Here is an 18,329-nt window from a genome sequence, read left to right on the forward strand (position 1 = left end):
ACCTTTATTAGGCTCGGTTTTTTACTGCTGCGAAATTGAGGTATTTTACTTTAAGAAGCAAGGGAGGTGGAAAGAAAGAGGATATAAAAAAAGCCCTTATGTAGGGCTTTATGCTTGTTCATCCTTATTTTTATTTTCATTTTCTTCAGGCTTTGCTGAAGTATCCTCTGAAGGGGAAGCTATGGGACTATAATTTCCCGATGGACTTGGATCGACAGAGGTACCGCCGTAATAATTGGTTTGACTGCCATAGTATTCGGGTTGACGATGCCCCCCATCACTATAATCATCCACTTGCTCCGTTGGCGCCTTCGTCCGGGTAGTTTCCTGTTGGCTGCCGGTATCCGAAACATCCAGATCTTTTCCGAAATTATTAATCTGATCGTTAATATCTTTTTTGATAGATTCGGAAGCATCTTTAAACTCTCGAATCCCTCTGCCTAAGCCTCTTGCCAATTCCGGAAGTTTTCTACCTCCAAACAGAAACAATGCAACCAATAAAATCAGCATCATTTCAGATCCACCTATATTGAGAAATAATAAAATTGAACTTAACATCATAGTCTCTATTTCAGCCAAACAAACCTAATAAAATTTAAGTCCGTTTGCACAAATCAATTATCAAAGCTATTAAAATTTTGTCGGAATGAATAAAATATTAGAAAAATCTAACGTTTTATTTAGTTATTCGTTACTAGTTATTCGTTACTAGTTGTTAATTACCGGTTACTCGTTATTGGTTACTGGTTGTTCCTGCCAGAACGAACAACCAACAACGATTAACAAGCAACGAATCAAACCGTTCTACTCATATCCCATTTCTCCAGATAGTCCGCTACACGGCGTACAAACATGCCGCCCAGGGCACCATCTACGACGCGATGATCATAGGACAAGGATAAAAACATCATATGTCGAATGCCTATGACATCTCCGAATTCAGTTTCAATAACTGCCGGCTTTTTCGTGATCGTCCCTACAGCTAAAATAGCGACTTGTGGCTGATTAATAATAGGCGTTCCCATTACATTTCCGAAAGAACCTATGTTAGTTAAGGTGAAAGTACCTCCTTGGGTCTCGTCAGGTTTTAATTTATTATTTCTAGCACGAAAAGCCAGATCATTAACCGATTTCGTGATTCCCACCAAACTTAAATCCTTCGCATTTTTAATGACAGGTACAATCAGGTTGCCATTTGGCAGGGCTGTCGCCATACCGATATTGATATCATGCTTTTTAATAATCTGAGTACCTTTCACCGAAATATTAATCATGGGAAAATCTTTAATTGCTTTTACGACAGCTTCGATAAAGATAGGCGTAAAAGTGAGCTTTTCATTTTCTCTCTGTTGAAAACTATCTTTGATCTTATTTCGCCAATTCACCAAATTGGTAACGTCTGCTTCTACAAATGAGCAAACATGCGGAGCTGTTTGTACGCTATGAACCATATGCTCAGCAATAAGCCGCCTCATTCTATCCATTTCAATAATCTCATCCTTTCCCGAAACGCTCACCGCTGCCGGTTCGATATTTTTCACAGGCTCGGGCGGATTAGGAGAACCTACTCCCTCATCGGAAACCTGCCCCTCTTGATCAGTTTGACTAGCCCGTTTGGCCAGATAATCCAGTAAATCTTGCTTAGTGACACGACCATCCAATCCCGTACCTTGAATACGCTCAAGTTCGTCTGTTGATATGCCTTCCTCCTGGGCAATATTGCGAACTAAGGGTGAGTAAAAACGACCCGCATCCCCTACCGGTTCCTCTTCCTTCACCCGATCATCCGTTACTAATTGCTGCATCCCTGGAATTTCCGTGCTAATAGAAGGAATTTTTTCTTCTATCAAAGGCTCATTTAATGTGGCTGCACTCATCGCCGATTCTTCATCATCCCCCTCCATCTCCAAAACGGCAAGGACATCTCCAACTTGAACCACTTCGTCATGTTGAAAGCGCTGCTCAATCAATTTCCCGGCTACGGGTGATGGCACTTCAGAGTCGACCTTGTCTGTTGCAATTTCTACGATGATATCGTCGACATTTACTATATCACCAGGTTGTTTTACCCAATTTATTATAGTTGCTTCAGACACACTTTCGCCCATCGCCGGAAGGAGTAAATTATATCTAGCCATAATGTGATATCTAATTAATTTGCATTAAGCGTCGTAAGTTACAACAATATCTAAAAAAATAAAACAGAACAGAATAAAATTCGTTAAAAACAGCCATTAGTTACTCGTTATTTGTTTTTAAGCTATTGGGCTTCAGAAATCAACTATCAGTTGCACCGGTTCCCATTGCGCTGAGTTGCCGTTGCGAGCACAGGACACCTGCCTGCCGGCTGCGGGTACCGGTCTCAATGCTTATTCACTAGCTGCTTATTTCCAAAGTGTTCATGAACTCACTTTGTTCGGTTATCATACTGGTATCAACAACTTACCTATTTAACTACTCAACCAAATAACTAGTCAACAAGTTCTTCTTTCAGCAGATAAAAAAGCATAACCAGGGCATTTGCGGCTGAACGTTCAATATTAGGCAACCGTATTTTCCCAAAGTTAAATAATTTTGCTTTGGCCCCTTCTTTGCCTGCAACGGCAATCCAAACAGTCCCAACCGGCTTATCATCCGTTCCACCGTCCGGCCCTGCAATTCCGGTAATAGCCATACTATAATCGGTTTTGAAGTTTTTTTGAGCTCCTAACGCCATTTCCAAAGCTACTTGCTCACTTACAGCGCCATAGGCAGCTAAGGTGCTAGCCCGTACTCCAAGAACCTGTTCCTTTAACTCATTGCTATAAGATACCACGCCTCCTTTAAAAACCGCACTACTCCCGGGCAGGCTAGTAATCAGGTGACTTAAGTAGCCACCGGTGCAACTTTCCGCGGTAGATAAGCTTAATTGATGATTTTTTAAACGCGTTAATAGCTGTTGTTCCAATAAGACATCGCCTTCTCCAACAAAATAAGGCTTTACAAGCTCCATTAGTGTACTGCTATAAGCCTCCATTTCTTTTTCGAGAGCCTGCTCCATTAAGCTACTGCCCGTTAGCCGTAAACGCACCTGTCCGAATTTAGGTAAGTATGCCAAATGGATATGTGGTGGTAAATCTTCTTCAAATGAATGCAATTTCTCCGCAAGGAAAGATTCGCCGATTCCCGCAGTTAATATAGAGCGATGGGAAATAGCATACTGGTTAGGTAATCCTTGCAACTTGGGTAGCACCTCGTTTTGCATCAGGTACTTCATTTCGGTAGGCACCCCTGGCATAATGATGTATATTTTTTCGTTCTCCTCAATCCACATACCCGGAGCCGTGCCCGTTTCATTATGCAAAACCCGGGCGTTGGCCAAAACATCTGCTTGCCTGTTATTGACTTCCAGCATTGGCCTATTGAACTTCTTAAATATAGATTCGACATGGGCAAGAACGTCAACATCGCGAACCAAGGTAGTATTAAAATAAGTCGCCAACGTTTGCTTGGTAACATCGTCCTTTGTGGGGCCTAAACCGCCTGTACATAGTATAATATCGGCACGTGAGGTAGCCGAACTTAACGCTTGCCTAATCGCATCCCCTTGATCTGCGATGGAAGTGATTTGCACCAGTGCGATTCCGATACGGTTTAATTGTTGGGCAATCCAGGCGGAATTGGTATCCACGATTTGACCAATCAGTATTTCATCGCCTATGGTTATAATCTCTGCTGTCATGACGTAATTCGAAAATTAAAAATTAAAAAGTCAAAATTAAAAAAAGGGGACTGGCAACTGACAACTTTCACTCCCTACTAACCAATATTTACCTCCAGCTAACTAACACCTAATTAGCCTCCTATCGCTTACAGCCTAGAGCTTATTGCCTAAATCCTAACAGCTAACACCTAAAAGCTATTATAATAGTCGTTACGTTTGGTCAATTTTAGATCTTGTAAAATAGATGCTTTTACCCGAATATTAAAAGTATAGCTTCGATAAGTACCGAATGGCACCCAGCCAAAAGACATATCCCAACAGTGCAAATCCCGGTAAATATTAAATTGGGTTAAAGCAAGTTTTTTCATTTGAAAATCATAACCGGTATTATATTGCACCTTCCATTTCGGAGTAATGGAAAAATCACCATGCAGATTGATGGTACTGGTTATACGCGATTCTGCAAAAGGCTTGCTGTATTGGAAACTAAAAGAAGCTGCAATATTCCAGGGAATGTTAAAATCGACGAAAGCGTTTGGATCAGAACTGATTCGGGCCAACTCCTGTTGTTGTTCAGGCGTCATATTGGTTTTATTTTTATTCATTTCATCCAAGTTGTTATTTCTGCTTTTCGCAGCTGCCGGATTAAAACTAAAGTCCATCGATAAACCAAACTGAGTAAGCCTTGCCAGCTGTCCACCTTTAATGGCATATTCATTTATCCTTCGATAACTCACTGTTGAGCTCCCAGGCGTTGTGTATGTTTCATAGCGATAAGGATCAAAACTACCGTTAAAATTCAGCCCCAGTTTATCATCAAAAAGTGCAGTTCTACCCGAAAAACTGATATTAGACAACTTAAATGAATCGGCCACAAAATTGTAATTTCCACTAAAGGTCAAACCTTGTAAAATCCGGATCTTTTTAAACCCCGTCCCGGTGGTGTCATCTTCACTACGTACTTTAGCTTCGATATTATTGTCCACTGAAAAACCAATACCCATTGATCGACCCGCACTGGGAGTTCCGTAAATTGCATTCTGGAAAATAGAATATTTTTGAATTCTACCTTGATTATCCAAGACGGGTGTACCATCAGCATAACGCTGTTCACGATAGAAGCCATATTTCGATTCAGAAAAGTCGGGACGATAGTTAAAATTGATCGAAGGTGTAATTACATGACGAATGGCTGCCAGCTTTCCTTTAAAATTCTTTTGGCCGTATACCTTGGTAGAAAATCCACTGGAAAAGCTATAATCATAAGCTCTGTTGAAGCCCTGCACCGTATCGGTAACTTCTTCATAACCTTGTGGCGTATTGTCATAGAACTTACGGATGGATTGGAAATACCAACGTTCAGTATAGTTCACGCTGGTGTTAAATTGAAAGTACTTGGCGACATTGAGCGACATGCTGATAGGAATATTATGCTGTATTCCGTTTTGCATTTTTTTCAAGGTTTCTTTTGTGAACAGAACACTATCCCCCGCATTAATCGAGTTTTTTCCCTGCATACTATAGCCCATGGTAATACGCTGATACCACTTCTGTTCTCCCACTCGATCCTTTGAATCAAAAGGATTAAAGGTAGCCACATTTAAGTTGAAAGTTGGCAGTTCGAGATTGACAGCACCGGTACTGATATCCTGTCGATGGCTTAAGGACGAAGTGAAATTCACTTTTCCATCGGCGAAAGTCTTTCCATAAGCGATACTGGAAGACATGTTATTCCGCGTGATCTGATTGTAATCATATGATCCGCCGGCAGCCGTATTCGAAAAGTAACTACCGGTTCCGGCATTTACACTGGCACTGAAAGTTGTACCCGGATTAGCTTCCTGCCTTTGCGAGTGGTTCCAGGTGATATTGAAGTCTTTAGCACGAGAAAAGCCAGGCGTATTTTCTTCCCCGTTTTTTGTGTAAGCGTAGCGCAGTGAAAATCCCCCATCGTATTTATAGTTTTTCTTATAGCGCACACGGGCGTTAGCTTCCCAGGATCCCTTTGAGTACAGGTTCCCTCGTAGCTCAGCATCCCAATAATCATTTATTCCTATATAATATCCGGCATCGCGCATAAAAAAACCCCTGCTGAAATCCTCTCCAAAAGTTGGGAACAAAATGCCCGACTGTCTTTTATTGGTTTTTGGAAAAAAGCCGAAAGGAATCATGATAAAACGTAGTGGGACCTGCTCTACCACCATATAGGCACTTTTTGACACTACCTGGTTCTCCGTGAGGATAACCTTACTCATTTGAATACCGAAGTGCGTGTGTGGAAAGGGCAAATTACAGGTACTATAAAAGCCATGTCTGATAAACTGCTCATTATATTCATTCTTCTTTATTTCTTTTGCCTGAATGGACGCGCCGTCCATTTCGGTAAAGACCCCATACGTTTTACCTTTTTTACTATCGAAATTAAAGATTAACGAATCGACGGTAACGGGTGGATCCGTAGCCGTTTTAAAAATAGGCCGTCCTTTATATTTTCCATTATGATCGATCATACCACTGGCAAACATCGTACGCGTATTATTGTCTATCCGGATGTAGTCAGCCGTAAGCTCCATGTCTTCATACTTTATTTTCGCATTGCCATATAAATGAAGTTGGTTATTTTTTCGATCGGTTCGAGTGGAATCCTCGGCGTTACTCAAAACCACGGAAGTGAGTCCGCCTGCTTCACCATCTTTTTTTACCGTATCTTGGCGGACTGAGTCTTGTTTTATGCTGTCTTGGCGAACAGAATCTTGCGTTAAATTTAGCGGTCTGCCTAAGCTGTCCTGCACAATAAATTGCTGTCCGGATGCCCATAATGGCATCGCTGTGCCTGCGAGGAATAAAATAACTTTAAAAAAGATGCTAACAGACTTCAAATTTGACAACGAATATTATTTTTGCAGTATAAAAAAATTAAGGCGCCCAAAATTAGTGAAAGCAATAGCAGCTTGCAATAGCTATTCCTTCACTTAACAGTTTTTTATTTACGATTGCTACAATTGTTTTCAATAAAAGCATTTATTAGCAATTTAATACAATAAGATTAACTTTATAGCATTATATATTTTAAACAAGATTACGGATTTGGATGATTACGTTTGTAACAAGATTTGCGGCAACCATTTGTTTAATACTCTCATTACACATACCAACGCAAAGTTCGACAAATAAGTATGATAACACCTATAAAATAAAAACAATTGTCATTGATGCCGGTCATGGAGGGAGGGATGGAAACACACATGGTTCCTTTTCAAAGGAAAAGGATATCACCTTAGCCGTTGCCCTGAAATTGGGAAAAGCGATAGAAAAAGAGATTGAGGGTGTAAAGGTCGTTTATACCCGAACGGATGATAGTTTTATAGAATTATATGAACGCATCGGTATTGCCAATCGTAATAAGGCGGACCTTTTTATTTCACTTCATTGTAATTCCATGCCACATACCAGCAGACGGGTGGTTTCCCGATATGTTAGAAATAAGCGGGGCAGACGTGTACCGGTATATAAGACGATTAGTTCGCAAAACACTTCCGTGAGCGGTGTAGAAACCTTTGTTTCCGGTTACGGACGATTGGACGAACAGGATGTTGCCATGCGGGAGAATGCCTCCATGTTATTGGAGGAAAACTACCAGGAAAACTACGACGGATTTGACCCAAAAGATCCTGAAAGTTATATTATATTTTCCTTAATGAAAAATCAGTACCGAGATTTGAGTATAAAACTGGCAACTTTCATTCAAAATGAGTACATTAAGGCCGGGCGATTGGATCGCGGTGTTAAGGAGCAAAGTTTGGCAGTGCTTGCCCGTGCAGGAATGCCTGCGGTTTTAACGGAAATGGGCTTTATAAGTAATCCGGAAGAAGAACACTATATGAATTCGGCTAAAGGGCAAGCCGAAATTGTCGAAAACCTAGTTAACGCAATAAAAAACTATAAAAAACAGATTGAAAACTAATGTATAGAAAGCTATTATCCATTATCCTTTTCACATTTTTTATCGTCTTCAACGTGCGGTCTGCCGAATTTTATCTTGGCGACCTACAGCAAAACACGGAAAATCAAGATTTTCGGATCAAGACCATTGTCATTGATGCGGGTCATGGAGCACACGATATAGGCGCACGAGGCAGAACCTCGGTGGAAAAGGATATTGCACTCCAGATTGCGCTAAAACTAGGACGTTCCATTCAAAGCGAGCTAAAAGATGTGAAAGTGATCTATACCCGTACTTCGGACGTTTTTATCCCTCTCTATGAGCGAATCGGATTAGCCAATGAGAAAAAGGCCGACTTGTTCATTTCCATTCATTGCAATTCCATGCCTTCGATTAAAAAACGAATCGTGACGGGTTATCGTAGAAGGAACGGTAAAAGGGTGCCTATCTACAAAACCGTGAGCACTCCCAATACCACTACCCGCGGGACGGAAACCTTTGTATCGGGATCCGGTCGATTGGCTGAGCAAGACGCCGCAATTCGTGAAAATGCATCTATGTTGTTGGAAGAAAACTATCAGGAAAATTATGACGGCTTCGACCCGAAGGATCCGGAGAGCTATATTATTTTTTCACTTATGAAGAATGCTTATCGGGATCAAAGTATTAAATTAGCTTCATTTATCGAAGGAGAATATGTGAAATCAGGGAGGGGCAGCAGGGGCGTAAAAGAATTAAGCTTGGCCGTTTTAGCAAGAGCTGGTATGCCGGCGGTCTTAACCGAAGTAGGTTTTATCAGTAATCCGGATGAAGAGCGCTATTTAAATTCTGCGCAAGGTCAATCGGAAATCGTAGCCAATTTACTAAACGCTATAAAAAGCTATAAGAGGCAGGCAGAAAACTAAACAAATTGGCGGGGATTGTTGTTCATGGTAGAGTGTGTACAATTTTCGTCGCTTTAAGCCTGGCCGGTTAAACATGATTGAGCGGCACGAAATATAAAACGAAAAAGACCATTACCCAATGAAAACTGCATGAGCTACCGTAAAAAATCAAAAGCTCATCTCAGCTTCATTGCCTTAAAAAGATTATTTGAATGAAAATATCTAACGAAACCAAAGTAGGCATTTTAGCTACTGTAGCCATTGCTGTATTAATTATTGGATACAGTTTTCTAAAAGGCAATGATGTTTTTACCAGTGAAAATAAATTTTATGCTTCCTATGACCGAGTAGACGGATTGAGCGTTTCCAAACCGGTTATGGTAAATGGATATCAAATCGGCCGGGTGTCAAAGATGAGTCTCCAACCCAACGGAGAGATCTTGACTGAATTTAAGATCAATCAAGATTACGCCATTCCGGCCAATACGATAGCTAGGATTGCCAGCACGGACCTTTTGGGAGGTAAAGCCATTGTGTTTGAACTCGGAGACAGTAAGGATTACGCCCAAGACGGGGATACGCTCCGGGCAAACATTCAGCGTAATATTTTGGAACAGGTGGAACCGGTACAAAAAAAGGCAGAGGCAGTGGTTGCCGTTTTGGATTCGGTATTGAGTTCGATAAACAACACAATAAATGCGGATTTCCAACGCAACTTTAACAGAAGCATTGCTAGTATCGCTAACACCTTGAATACGTTAGAACATACAACTGCACAAGTAGATGCGATCGTGGGCACGCAGCGTACCAAACTCTCGAATATTTTAAGCAATGTGGAATCCATCTCCGCTAATTTTAAAAATAATGGAGAGCGCATAACTTCCATTCTAACGAATATGGAAAGTGTCACGGATCAAGTGGCTAAAGCAAATTTTCAACAAACTATCCAAAATGCAAATGCAGCAGTGGCTGATTTACAACATATTGTTGACAATATCAATAACGGCAAAGGATCCGTTGGTTTGCTGTTGAATGACGAGGAGCTTTACAACAATCTAAATAATGCATCCAAAAATCTGGATTGTTTGATGATTGACCTGCGGGAGCATCCCAGTAGGTATGTTCATTTTTCTGTGTTCGGAAAAAAGGACAAAGACGGTAAGGAAGAATCAAAAAAGAAATAAGGGCTAAATTTCAAAAGTTTCACCTTCTATAGCCAATTCTGTATTGGAAAATACGGTACGGCTTTCATCTAAAAGCGGTTGTAAATCTTTATACCTTGCAGAAAAATGTCCAATAACCAGCTTTCGTGCACCTACGGCTTTTGCAATTTCTGCGGCCTGTAAGGCGGTAGTATGAAAGGTCTCTACGGCTCTTTCTAACATATCATGCAAAAAGGTAGCTTCATGATATAAAAGATCAACTTTTTCGATATAAGGCCAATAGCTTTTTATATTCACCGTATCTGAACAGAATGCGTAACTACGCGGTACAGGAGCAGGCGTGGTAAGGTCTGCGGCGCGGTGAACCTTACCTTCATTATCGGTATAATCAATACCTCGTTTTAACAAGGGATAATAAGGAGTAGGGATGTTCAATGCGGCAATGGCGTCTTTGTTTATACGTGGAAGCCGCTGTTTTTCACGAAATAAAAATCCAGTGCAATTAATTCGATGACTCAGAGGAAAAGTCATCACTTCAAAATTCGCATCAGACAGAATCGTTTCCGCCGTATGCGGACTGGTCGTCTGAACAACGAGCTTGTATCGCAGAGAAGTCTCAGAATAATGAAGTTGGAGATCAATTATCTCTTTAAGCCCCTCCGGGCCGAAAACATGCAAATCTTCCTTTCTTCCATTTAAATGCATAGAAGATATCAAACCTACAAGCCCCAGATAATGATCCCCGTGTAGATGCGAAATAAAAATATACTTGATACGGTTGGCTTTGATCCCATATCGCTGGAGCTGCAATTGGGTACCTTCACCGCAATCGATTAAACTGACAATCTCGTTGCAGTTCAGAATCTGTGCCGTGTGATGGCGCCCAAACAGAGGTGTAGCTGAATTGCTTCCAAGAATTGTTACCTCAAATCTCATTCTTCATCGGTCGCCACTTGTCCCCTAAACTCTCTTTCCAATTCTTCCATAAAGATGAGATCTTCTGCTTCATTAGAAGAAGGCACCACATTTAGCACTTCTTTCAAGTTAGACAGTTCGATAAGCTGCATAATTTCCTTATTCGCGCAGCAGATTACAAAAACACCCCCCGCGGCATGACACAGCCTATGTGCTGTCAGCGCACAACGTAAGCCAGATGTATCAGCGCTTTTCGCATGGGTTAAATCCAACACAATATTCCGTTGTCCGTCAGTATTCAACAATACAAATTCCGACTTAATTTTAGGTGCCGTAACACCATCCAACACTTCCTCATGAGGGGTAATTACTACATAACGCTCATGTTTATCAATTGTAAACTTCATACCTATTGGTTTTATCCCCTTTCCAATAACCTGTCGAGGGCTTTATTAATATTATTTTCTACACGTTCTTCGATATGCTGTATCTCGTATCGAATAAATTTTTCACCGGTAATATGTTCGTACAATTCGATATACCGTTCGGATATCGATGCCACGAGTTCATCATCCATCATGGGAACAGATTGCCCTTCTTTCCCTTGAAAGCCATTTTCAATAAGCCACTTCCTTACAAATTCTTTCGAAAGTTGGCGTTGGGGCTTTCCTTCCTTCTGCAGCTCATCATAGCCTTCTTTATAAAAATACCGTGAGGAATCAGGTGTGTGGATTTCATCAATTAAAATGATTTGATCTCCGATTTTCCCGAATTCATATTTAGTGTCTACTAAAATCAGTCCTTGAGCAGCTGCAATTTCTGTGCCTCTTTCGAAAAGAGCGTGGGTATATTTCTCCAATTTCACGTAATCCCCCTCACTTACAATGCCTTGCTTTAAAATTTCGGTCCGAGAAATATCTTCATCGTGCCCTACGGTCGCCTTGGTGGTTGGCGTAATAATTGGCTTCGGAAGTTTATCATTCTCTTTCAATCCTTCCGGCAATGATTCCCCGCAAACAGATCGTCTCCCCGCCGCATACTCACGCCAAGCATGCCCGGATAAATAACCACGAATAACCATCTCCACTTTAAAGGGTTCCGCGATTTTTCCAATAGTAACACTCGGATCCGGTACGTCAATTACCCAGTTCGGCAAAATATCCTCGGTGGCTTTCAGAAATTTAGCGGCAATCTGATTGAGCACTTGCCCTTTATACGGAATCGCTCTCGGTAATACAACGTCAAAGGCAGATATCCGATCGGATACTACCATGGCTAAATATTGATTATCTATCGTATAAACGTCTCTAACTTTCCCTTTATAAAAAGCCGTTTGTTTTGGAAAAGTAAAATGAGTTTCCTTTATCGCATTCACTGTTATTCAATTAAAAAGTAAAAATTCAAAATTCAAAAGCCTGCCTCCGGAGGGATGGCCTGCCTGGCATAAAACTTCTTTCTTCAAGTTGGGAACGAGGAGCACTCAAGGCTTTATGCTCATTTCCACTGGCTAATCGGCTAATTGATGTATTACCTAATTCACCGCTCAACTGCTCCACAACTCAACTAGTAACAAGTAGACTAATTGACTAGATATCTCCGTAAGCTTCCAGAATACGTTTCACCAGTTTATGCCTAACCACGTCTCCCCCACTCAAATGGATGATATCAATACCTTCTATATCATCTAAAAGCTTTAGGGCATTATGCAAACCCGACTGTTGCTTTTTTGGTAAATCGATTTGCGTCACATCGCCCGTTACGATGAATTTAGCCGTCGGGCCCATCCGGGTCAAGAACATTTTCAATTGCATTTCCGTTGTGTTTTGAGCTTCGTCCAAAATCACAAAGCAATTGTCCAAGGTTCTTCCACGCATAAATGCCAATGGCGCAACTTCTATTGTTCGATTTTCCAAGTACATCTTGAGTTTTTCGGCCGGGATCATATCATCTAACGCATCGTAAAGCGGCCGCAAATAAGGATCCACCTTTTCTTTTAGATCGCCCGGCAAGAAGCCCAGATTTTCGCCGGCTTCAACGGCAGGACGTGTTAATATAATGCGCTTCACCTCTTTATTTCTCAACGCCCGCACAGCCAAGGCCACTGCGGTGTAGGTCTTTCCCGTTCCGGCAGGACCAATGGCAAAAAGGATGTCGTTCTTGAGGATACTATCTACCATTTTACGCTGATTGGCGGTCCGAGCTTTGACAACAATACCGTTGGGACCGAATACAATAGGTTCTCCTCCAAAAGGAGCAGCTGCTTTCTCTACGATACTCTCCTTCTCTACCACAGCCGGCGTCGCACCCAACACCGTCTCGATATCGTTGTAATTGATATGGTTATATTTTTCCAGATGTCCGATGATCGCTTCAAACTTATTTTTAAAGATATTAATCTCTTCCGGATCGCCAAGAACCTTCAGTTCAGTGCCACGAGCTATCAATTTCAATTTCGGAAAGTACTTGCGTATCAATTCAAAATGCTCGTTCTGGGGGCCCCATAACAATGCTGGATCCACCTGTTCCAATGTAATTCGTAATTCGTTCAAATTTTGCCTTATTTGTTTTTTATGCTTTTTTCCTAAGCGCTCTTTCTTTTTATGCTAGCGGATAACTGCTTACCGGATTTTTTATATTTTTGGAAATATTCACAACTAAATATGAAAAATTCATGCTAGGTTTGCACCTTAAAATCCCTACGCAAGATTACTAATTATAGTGCATAAAAAAAAGTATTTGCATCAATAGTAATCATACTAAAATACTCCCTTCCGGAGCAAAATGGGATTTTATCAGCGGACTGAGATTTAGATATGGGCATCATTACGTTAACCACAGATTTAGGACATAAAGACTTTTACCAAGCTGCACTAAAAGGGAGTATTATCAGTTTATACCCCACTGTCAGGTTGGTAGATGTGTCCCATGATATCGCTCCCTTCAATATACAACAAGCCGCCTTTGTTTTAAAAAATGCATACCGATATTTCCCAAAAGACACCGTTCACTTAATCGGTATTGACTCCGTCTTTAATAAAGATACACGATATTTAGCCGTCAAGTATAAAGGCCACTACTTTGTGGGGGCTGATAACGGTATATTTTCTTTGCTACTCGATGGTGATCCGGAGAAGGCCGTTGAACTTAATATCATGCAGGATTTAAAGTTTCTACATTTTCCTCTTACCGATATCTTCGCCAAAGCGGCAACCCATTTAGCCAAGGGCGGAACTATGGAAGACATCGGAGATCCTGTGAATTCGCTTGTCAAAAGAGTTATTATTCAACCCATTATAGACGGCGACACCATTAGAGGAAGTGTTATTTATGTCGATTCTTTTCAAAATGTTATTACCAATATCAGTAAAGAGCTTTTCAACCAAATACAGCAAAATCGGGATTTTGAGCTATTTTTTCGTCGCAATGAATCCATAAAACACTTAAGCTGGCATTATAACGAGGTACCGGAGGGTGAAAAATTATGTCTTTTTGGAATTAGCAATCATCTTGAAATCGCAATTAATAAAGGAAATGCTAGCGGCCTTCTCGGTCTACAGGTGGGAGACATTATTCGCATAGAGTTTAAGCCGGTAAGGCAATAGGCTTTACGTGATAAGCTAAAAGACATATAGATTAATCGGGTATGAGTTTATTCCGACTTCCTGATATACTTTAACGAAAATGAAATACAAATTAATCACAATTTTAGTATTTACGCTCAGCATGAACGATTGCTTTGCGTCCCTTCAAGAAGATAGCACAGCCTATGAAAGACAAAGGGCAAAGGTAAATCGATTATTGGATCAACGAAGCCAACGCTTCGGTGAATTTGATGCTAGCCTACGGGCCCGATCAGGCATTTTTGGATTGAAAACCAAGAAAGATATGCAAGCATCCATTGATATACTCAAAGAAATTGTAAAGACGGATAACAATATATTTAAAGAAACCAAAGCATTACTGGATTTCAAAGATATTGAAAAGCAAACAGTAGAAAATAAAGCATTGGAATCCGGCTCTCGCATTACCGGCTATATCAATACCATCAGTAAACTCCGGAAAAGCCAAGAACAGCTCCTGGAAGAAGTAAATGTTTTAAAAAGACAGAACAGTGTCTATCTCAATGTGCTCATCATTGCTTTTTTAGCACTGGCAACGGTATCATTTTTATTAGTTAAGCGAAAAAAAAATTGACTTTACAGTGATAGGCATGCCCTTTTATGTCACTACCTTTGCATGTTAAGTTATTTTAAAACCGATAATTCGATTAATGGCACGTGCTCGATTAAATAGTGGAAACGGAATTACCGATGAACTACCTAAAACAAAAATCAACAAAACATCACTCCGCAACGTAAAGAAACTTTTAAGATACCTTAGACCTTATCGTTTGAAGTTTATTCTGGGTTTGTTTTTTCTATTTTTGTCCAGTATCTCCTTGTTGGCATTCCCGGCGCTCATGGGCGGTATGGTAGATGCGGCTCAGGGAAAACAGGGTTTAGCCTTTATTCCTGCAAGTATTAAAGTGATCGGTCTTATTGCATTCGCCATTTTGTTCTTTCAATCTTTTGTATCTTTCTTTCGTATCCGGCTCTTTGTAGAAGTTGCCGAAAAGACCTTGGCCGATATCAGGCGTGATACTTATTTTAATCTGATTACGCTTCCGATGGATTTTTTTGCCAATAGAAGAGTAGGCGAATTGAATAGTCGATTATCAGCTGATCTGTCACAGATACAGGATACTATGACCACCACCTTTGCAGAGATGATCCGACAAAGCATTCTCTTGGTTGGCGGCGTAAGCTTTTTATTTATTGTATCGGTCAAGCTCACCTTGCTCAACCTATCCATTTTACCTGTTATCGTCATCATCGCAGTTTTTTTCGGTAAATTTATCCGTAATTTATCACGGAAGGCACAAGACAAGCTGGCCGAATCGAACACCATCGTTCAAGAAACACTCCAGGGTATCAGCAATGTAAAAGCTTTTGTCAATGAGGCTTATGAAGCGAATCGTTATCAGAATTCGCTGAAAGCCGTTGTGCAATTAGCCCTACGAGGAGCAAGTTATCGCGGTTTATTTGCCTCCTTTATTCTTTTTTGTATTTTCGGTGCAGTCGTAAGTGTTATCTGGTATGGCTCTTCGCTCATCGCTACCGGCGAACTCTCGGTTGGAAACCTTACTACCTATATTATCTCTTCTTTATTTGTAGCAGGTTCTATGGGCAGCTTTCCTGAATTGTACGCCAATGTACAAAAAGCCGTAGGCAGCACAGAGCGCGTTATCGAATTGTTAGAAGAAAAGAGGGAAAACGTTTCTATAATTCCAGAGGAAAACGAGATAAAACAACGTATAAAAGGTGATCTCGCGTTTCACCATGTACAGTTCGCCTACCCCTCAAGAAGCGAAATTACGGTTCTAAAAGATATATCTTTCAGCGCCCATGCCGGTGAAAAAATAGCCATAGTGGGCCCAAGCGGTACCGGTAAATCTACGTTGGCATCACTTATCCTTGGATTTTACCAACCACAGGAAGGCGATATTTTGTTTGATGGAAAAAAAGCAGAAAGTTATCGGTTAACCGATATAAGAAATCAAGTAGCCATTGTACCACAAGATGTTTTGCTTTTTGGAGGATCTATACGTGAAAATATTGCCTATGGTAAGTTAGAGGCTGACGCAGAAGAAGTAATCGCCGCCGCCAAACGTGCCAATGCACACGATTTTATTATGGGTTTCCCAGAAGGTTATGATACCTTGGTGGGAGAAAGGGGTGTGAAGCTATCCGGTGGGCAGCGCCAGCGTATAGCCATTGCGCGGGCACTGTTGAAAGATCCCGCCATTCTTATATTGGATGAAGCCACTTCATCGCTCGATTCCGAATCAGAACGCTTAGTTCAGAACGCCTTAGAAGAACTGATGAAAAACCGTACCTCGATCATTATTGCTCACCGTCTTTCCACCATACGGGAAGCGAACAAGATTATTGTTATCGAAAAGGGCCGGGTAATTGAATGCGGTACGCACAGCGAACTTATTCAACGTGAAACAGGATTATATCGTTATCTTAGCCATCTTCAACAAGAAAAAGTGAACGGATAGTCTGAACTGCTAAAAATATGAATTTAACGTTTTGGGGTGCGGCTCAACAAGTAACGGGAAGCATGCACCTCTTAGAAATAGAAGGTTATAAAATACTGATTGATTGCGGTTTGAATTACGAACCTTCTGTCAGTTTGGAAGATAACGAGCACTTTCCTTTCCATCCGTCCGAAATTGATGTCCTTATATTAACACATGCGCACATTGATCATTCGGGAAATATTCCTACACTTATCCGTTCGGGATTTCAAGGACAGATTCTAAGCACCTCTCCTACCGCAGCACTAAGCGAATTACTTATGCTGGATTCCGTAAATATCTTTCTTAAACAAGAAAAGAGAAAAGTAAAACGAGGAAAGAAAACCTTTACAAGGTATAATAAGCCGTTGTATTTACAAAAGCATGTAATGGATGCTGTCGAACGTTTTGTGACGATTCCTTTTCATAAACCGTTTCGAATAACAGGCAACATTACATTAACCCTGATTCCTGTGGGGCACCTATTAGGCGCGGCGGCGGCAATTCTAGAGATTGAGGAAAACGGGCAGACAAAGAAAATAGCTTTTTCAGGAGACTTGGGTCGAAAAAACTATCCCATATTGCCGGATCCCCAACCCCTTCCGCCAGTTGATTATTTAGTGTGCGAGTCTACCTATGGCGGACGCCACCATACCGATCAGGATTTCACAGAAGTTTTAATCAATACAATAAAAGAGACCTGTATTAAAACACCCGGTAAATTGATTATACCCGCATTTAGTGTAGGTCGGACACAAGCATTGGTATACAGTCTTAATCGCATTTTTTCAGAAGGACTTTTACCTCCCGTACAGATCTTTGTGGATAGTCCGCTTGCCAATTATGCGACAGAAGTTTATCGAAAATACTACCACCTTTTAAATGAAGAGGCACAGCGTTTTTATGCAAGAGAAGGCGACCAATTCTCTTTTGAAAATCTAAAATATGTTGAAAACCTGGATGAAAGCAAGGATATCTCGAATTATTACGATCCTTGTATTATCGTTTCATCTGCGGGTATGCTGGAAGGAGGAAGAATACAGGATCACCTATACGAAAATATTCAAAATTTTTATTGTACTATCCTTTTTATAGGATACTGCGCCAAAGGGACCTTAGGACATCGCTTGCTTCGAGGTGATTCCATTGTAAAGATAAGAAGTCGGGAACTTTCCGTTTTTGCATCGATCAAACAAACAGATTGTTTAAGCGGACATGCGGATCATCATGATCTGGTGAATACGATTTCAGCACACGATAATCAGAGTTTGAAGAAGATTTTTTTGGTACACGGCGATTTGAGCAGTATGCAAGCACTGGAGGCGGATCTCGTTGGAAAAGGCTATCAGGTTGAGATACCGTCAAAAGGAGATTCCTTTGCACTTTAAGCATATCCAAGTAAAGTGTTGATCTGGAAACAATGTACCAGTCAACTTGTTTATTCAGTATGGGACTCAGAAAAAGAATATTTAAAGTACTGGTTGGTGTCAATAAATTGATCTTACCGAGTTTGGTTCATAAAGATCCCGGTCAATTGAATAAGATTCAAAAGGCCATTTTAGGTTGGCGTTATTGGACGCTGATTAATTCATTGTAAAAC

The 18,329-nt window shown here is 40.9% G+C and carries 16 protein-coding genes; 8 read left to right on the forward strand and 8 right to left on the reverse strand.

Features of this window, described 5'->3' with window-relative positions:
* Window positions 1-108: 108 nt before the first annotated feature.
* From M1D52_RS18390 to M1D52_RS18405, 4 genes are all read right to left on the reverse strand, one after another.
* Entirely contained in the window at window positions 109-561 is a 453-nt protein-coding gene (locus M1D52_RS18390; protein ID WP_437362657.1) for a Sec-independent protein translocase subunit TatA/TatB, read from the reverse strand.
* Between the two features lie 233 nt (window positions 562-794).
* Window positions 795-2,138 (reverse strand): dihydrolipoamide acetyltransferase family protein, encoded by a 1,344-nt coding sequence (locus M1D52_RS18395; RefSeq protein ID WP_013665811.1) that lies wholly within the window; start codon window positions 2,136-2,138, stop codon window positions 795-797.
* Window positions 2,139-2,470: 332 nt separating this feature from the next.
* Entirely contained in the window at window positions 2,471-3,721 is a 1,251-nt protein-coding gene (locus M1D52_RS18400; protein WP_437362653.1) for a competence/damage-inducible protein A, read from the reverse strand.
* 170 nt (window positions 3,722-3,891) lie between these two features.
* Complete coding sequence (locus M1D52_RS18405) at window positions 3,892-6,591, reverse strand: putative LPS assembly protein LptD (protein WP_377612211.1); 2,700 nt, start codon at window positions 6,589-6,591, stop codon at window positions 3,892-3,894.
* 203 nt (window positions 6,592-6,794) lie between these two features.
* Between M1D52_RS18405 and M1D52_RS18410 the strand changes: the two genes are divergently transcribed.
* The 3 genes from M1D52_RS18410 (at window position 6,795) to M1D52_RS18420 (ending at window position 9,714) form a co-directional block, all read left to right on the forward strand.
* Window positions 6,795-7,667: an N-acetylmuramoyl-L-alanine amidase family protein gene (locus M1D52_RS18410; RefSeq protein ID WP_437393324.1), complete on the forward strand. Its 873-nt coding sequence runs from the start codon at window positions 6,795-6,797 to the stop codon at window positions 7,665-7,667.
* A complete protein-coding gene (locus M1D52_RS18415) occupies window positions 7,667-8,551 on the forward strand; it encodes an N-acetylmuramoyl-L-alanine amidase family protein (protein ID WP_013665807.1) in 885 nt (294 codons plus the stop codon). Before M1D52_RS18410 ends, M1D52_RS18415 begins: the two co-directional genes overlap by 1 nt.
* 191 nt (window positions 8,552-8,742) lie before the next feature.
* Window positions 8,743-9,714: an MlaD family protein gene (locus M1D52_RS18420; protein WP_013665806.1), complete on the forward strand. Its 972-nt coding sequence runs from the start codon at window positions 8,743-8,745 to the stop codon at window positions 9,712-9,714.
* Between the two features lie 3 nt (window positions 9,715-9,717).
* Here M1D52_RS18420 and M1D52_RS18425 read toward each other — a convergent pair whose 3' ends face one another.
* The 4 genes from M1D52_RS18425 to M1D52_RS18440 form a co-directional block, all read right to left on the reverse strand.
* Window positions 9,718-10,629, reverse strand: a complete 912-nt coding sequence (locus M1D52_RS18425) for a ribonuclease Z (RefSeq protein ID WP_149105397.1) — start codon at window positions 10,627-10,629, stop codon at window positions 9,718-9,720.
* Window positions 10,626-11,015, reverse strand: a complete 390-nt coding sequence (locus M1D52_RS18430; RefSeq protein ID WP_013665804.1) for an STAS domain-containing protein — start codon at window positions 11,013-11,015, stop codon at window positions 10,626-10,628. Before M1D52_RS18430 ends, M1D52_RS18425 begins: the two co-directional genes overlap by 4 nt.
* Before the next feature lie 11 nt (window positions 11,016-11,026).
* Window positions 11,027-11,983: a phosphoribosylaminoimidazolesuccinocarboxamide synthase gene (locus M1D52_RS18435; RefSeq protein ID WP_013665803.1), complete on the reverse strand. Its 957-nt coding sequence runs from the start codon at window positions 11,981-11,983 to the stop codon at window positions 11,027-11,029.
* A gap of 211 nt (window positions 11,984-12,194) precedes the next feature.
* Window positions 12,195-13,157: a PhoH family protein gene (locus tag M1D52_RS18440; protein ID WP_013665802.1), complete on the reverse strand. Its 963-nt coding sequence runs from the start codon at window positions 13,155-13,157 to the stop codon at window positions 12,195-12,197.
* Window positions 13,158-13,421: 264 nt separating this feature from the next.
* Here M1D52_RS18440 and M1D52_RS18445 point away from each other — a divergent pair, with 264 nt between their 5' ends.
* The 5 genes from M1D52_RS18445 (at window position 13,422) to M1D52_RS18465 (ending at window position 18,326) form a co-directional block, all read left to right on the forward strand.
* Window positions 13,422-14,210: an SAM hydrolase/SAM-dependent halogenase family protein gene (locus tag M1D52_RS18445; protein WP_130857036.1), complete on the forward strand. Its 789-nt coding sequence runs from the start codon at window positions 13,422-13,424 to the stop codon at window positions 14,208-14,210.
* Window positions 14,211-14,289: 79 nt separating this feature from the next.
* A complete protein-coding gene (locus M1D52_RS18450) occupies window positions 14,290-14,802 on the forward strand; it encodes a hypothetical protein (protein WP_437362646.1) in 513 nt (170 codons plus the stop codon).
* 76 nt (window positions 14,803-14,878) lie between these two features.
* Entirely contained in the window at window positions 14,879-16,711 is a 1,833-nt protein-coding gene (locus M1D52_RS18455; protein WP_130857034.1) for an ABC transporter ATP-binding protein, read from the forward strand.
* 17 nt (window positions 16,712-16,728) lie between these two features.
* Entirely contained in the window at window positions 16,729-18,117 is a 1,389-nt protein-coding gene (locus tag M1D52_RS18460; protein WP_013665798.1) for an MBL fold metallo-hydrolase, read from the forward strand.
* A gap of 59 nt (window positions 18,118-18,176) precedes the next feature.
* Entirely contained in the window at window positions 18,177-18,326 is a 150-nt protein-coding gene (locus M1D52_RS18465) for a hypothetical protein (protein WP_165447021.1), read from the forward strand.
* Window positions 18,327-18,329: the final 3 nt, after the last annotated feature.

This window comes from Olivibacter sp. SA151 (assembly GCF_054130995.1).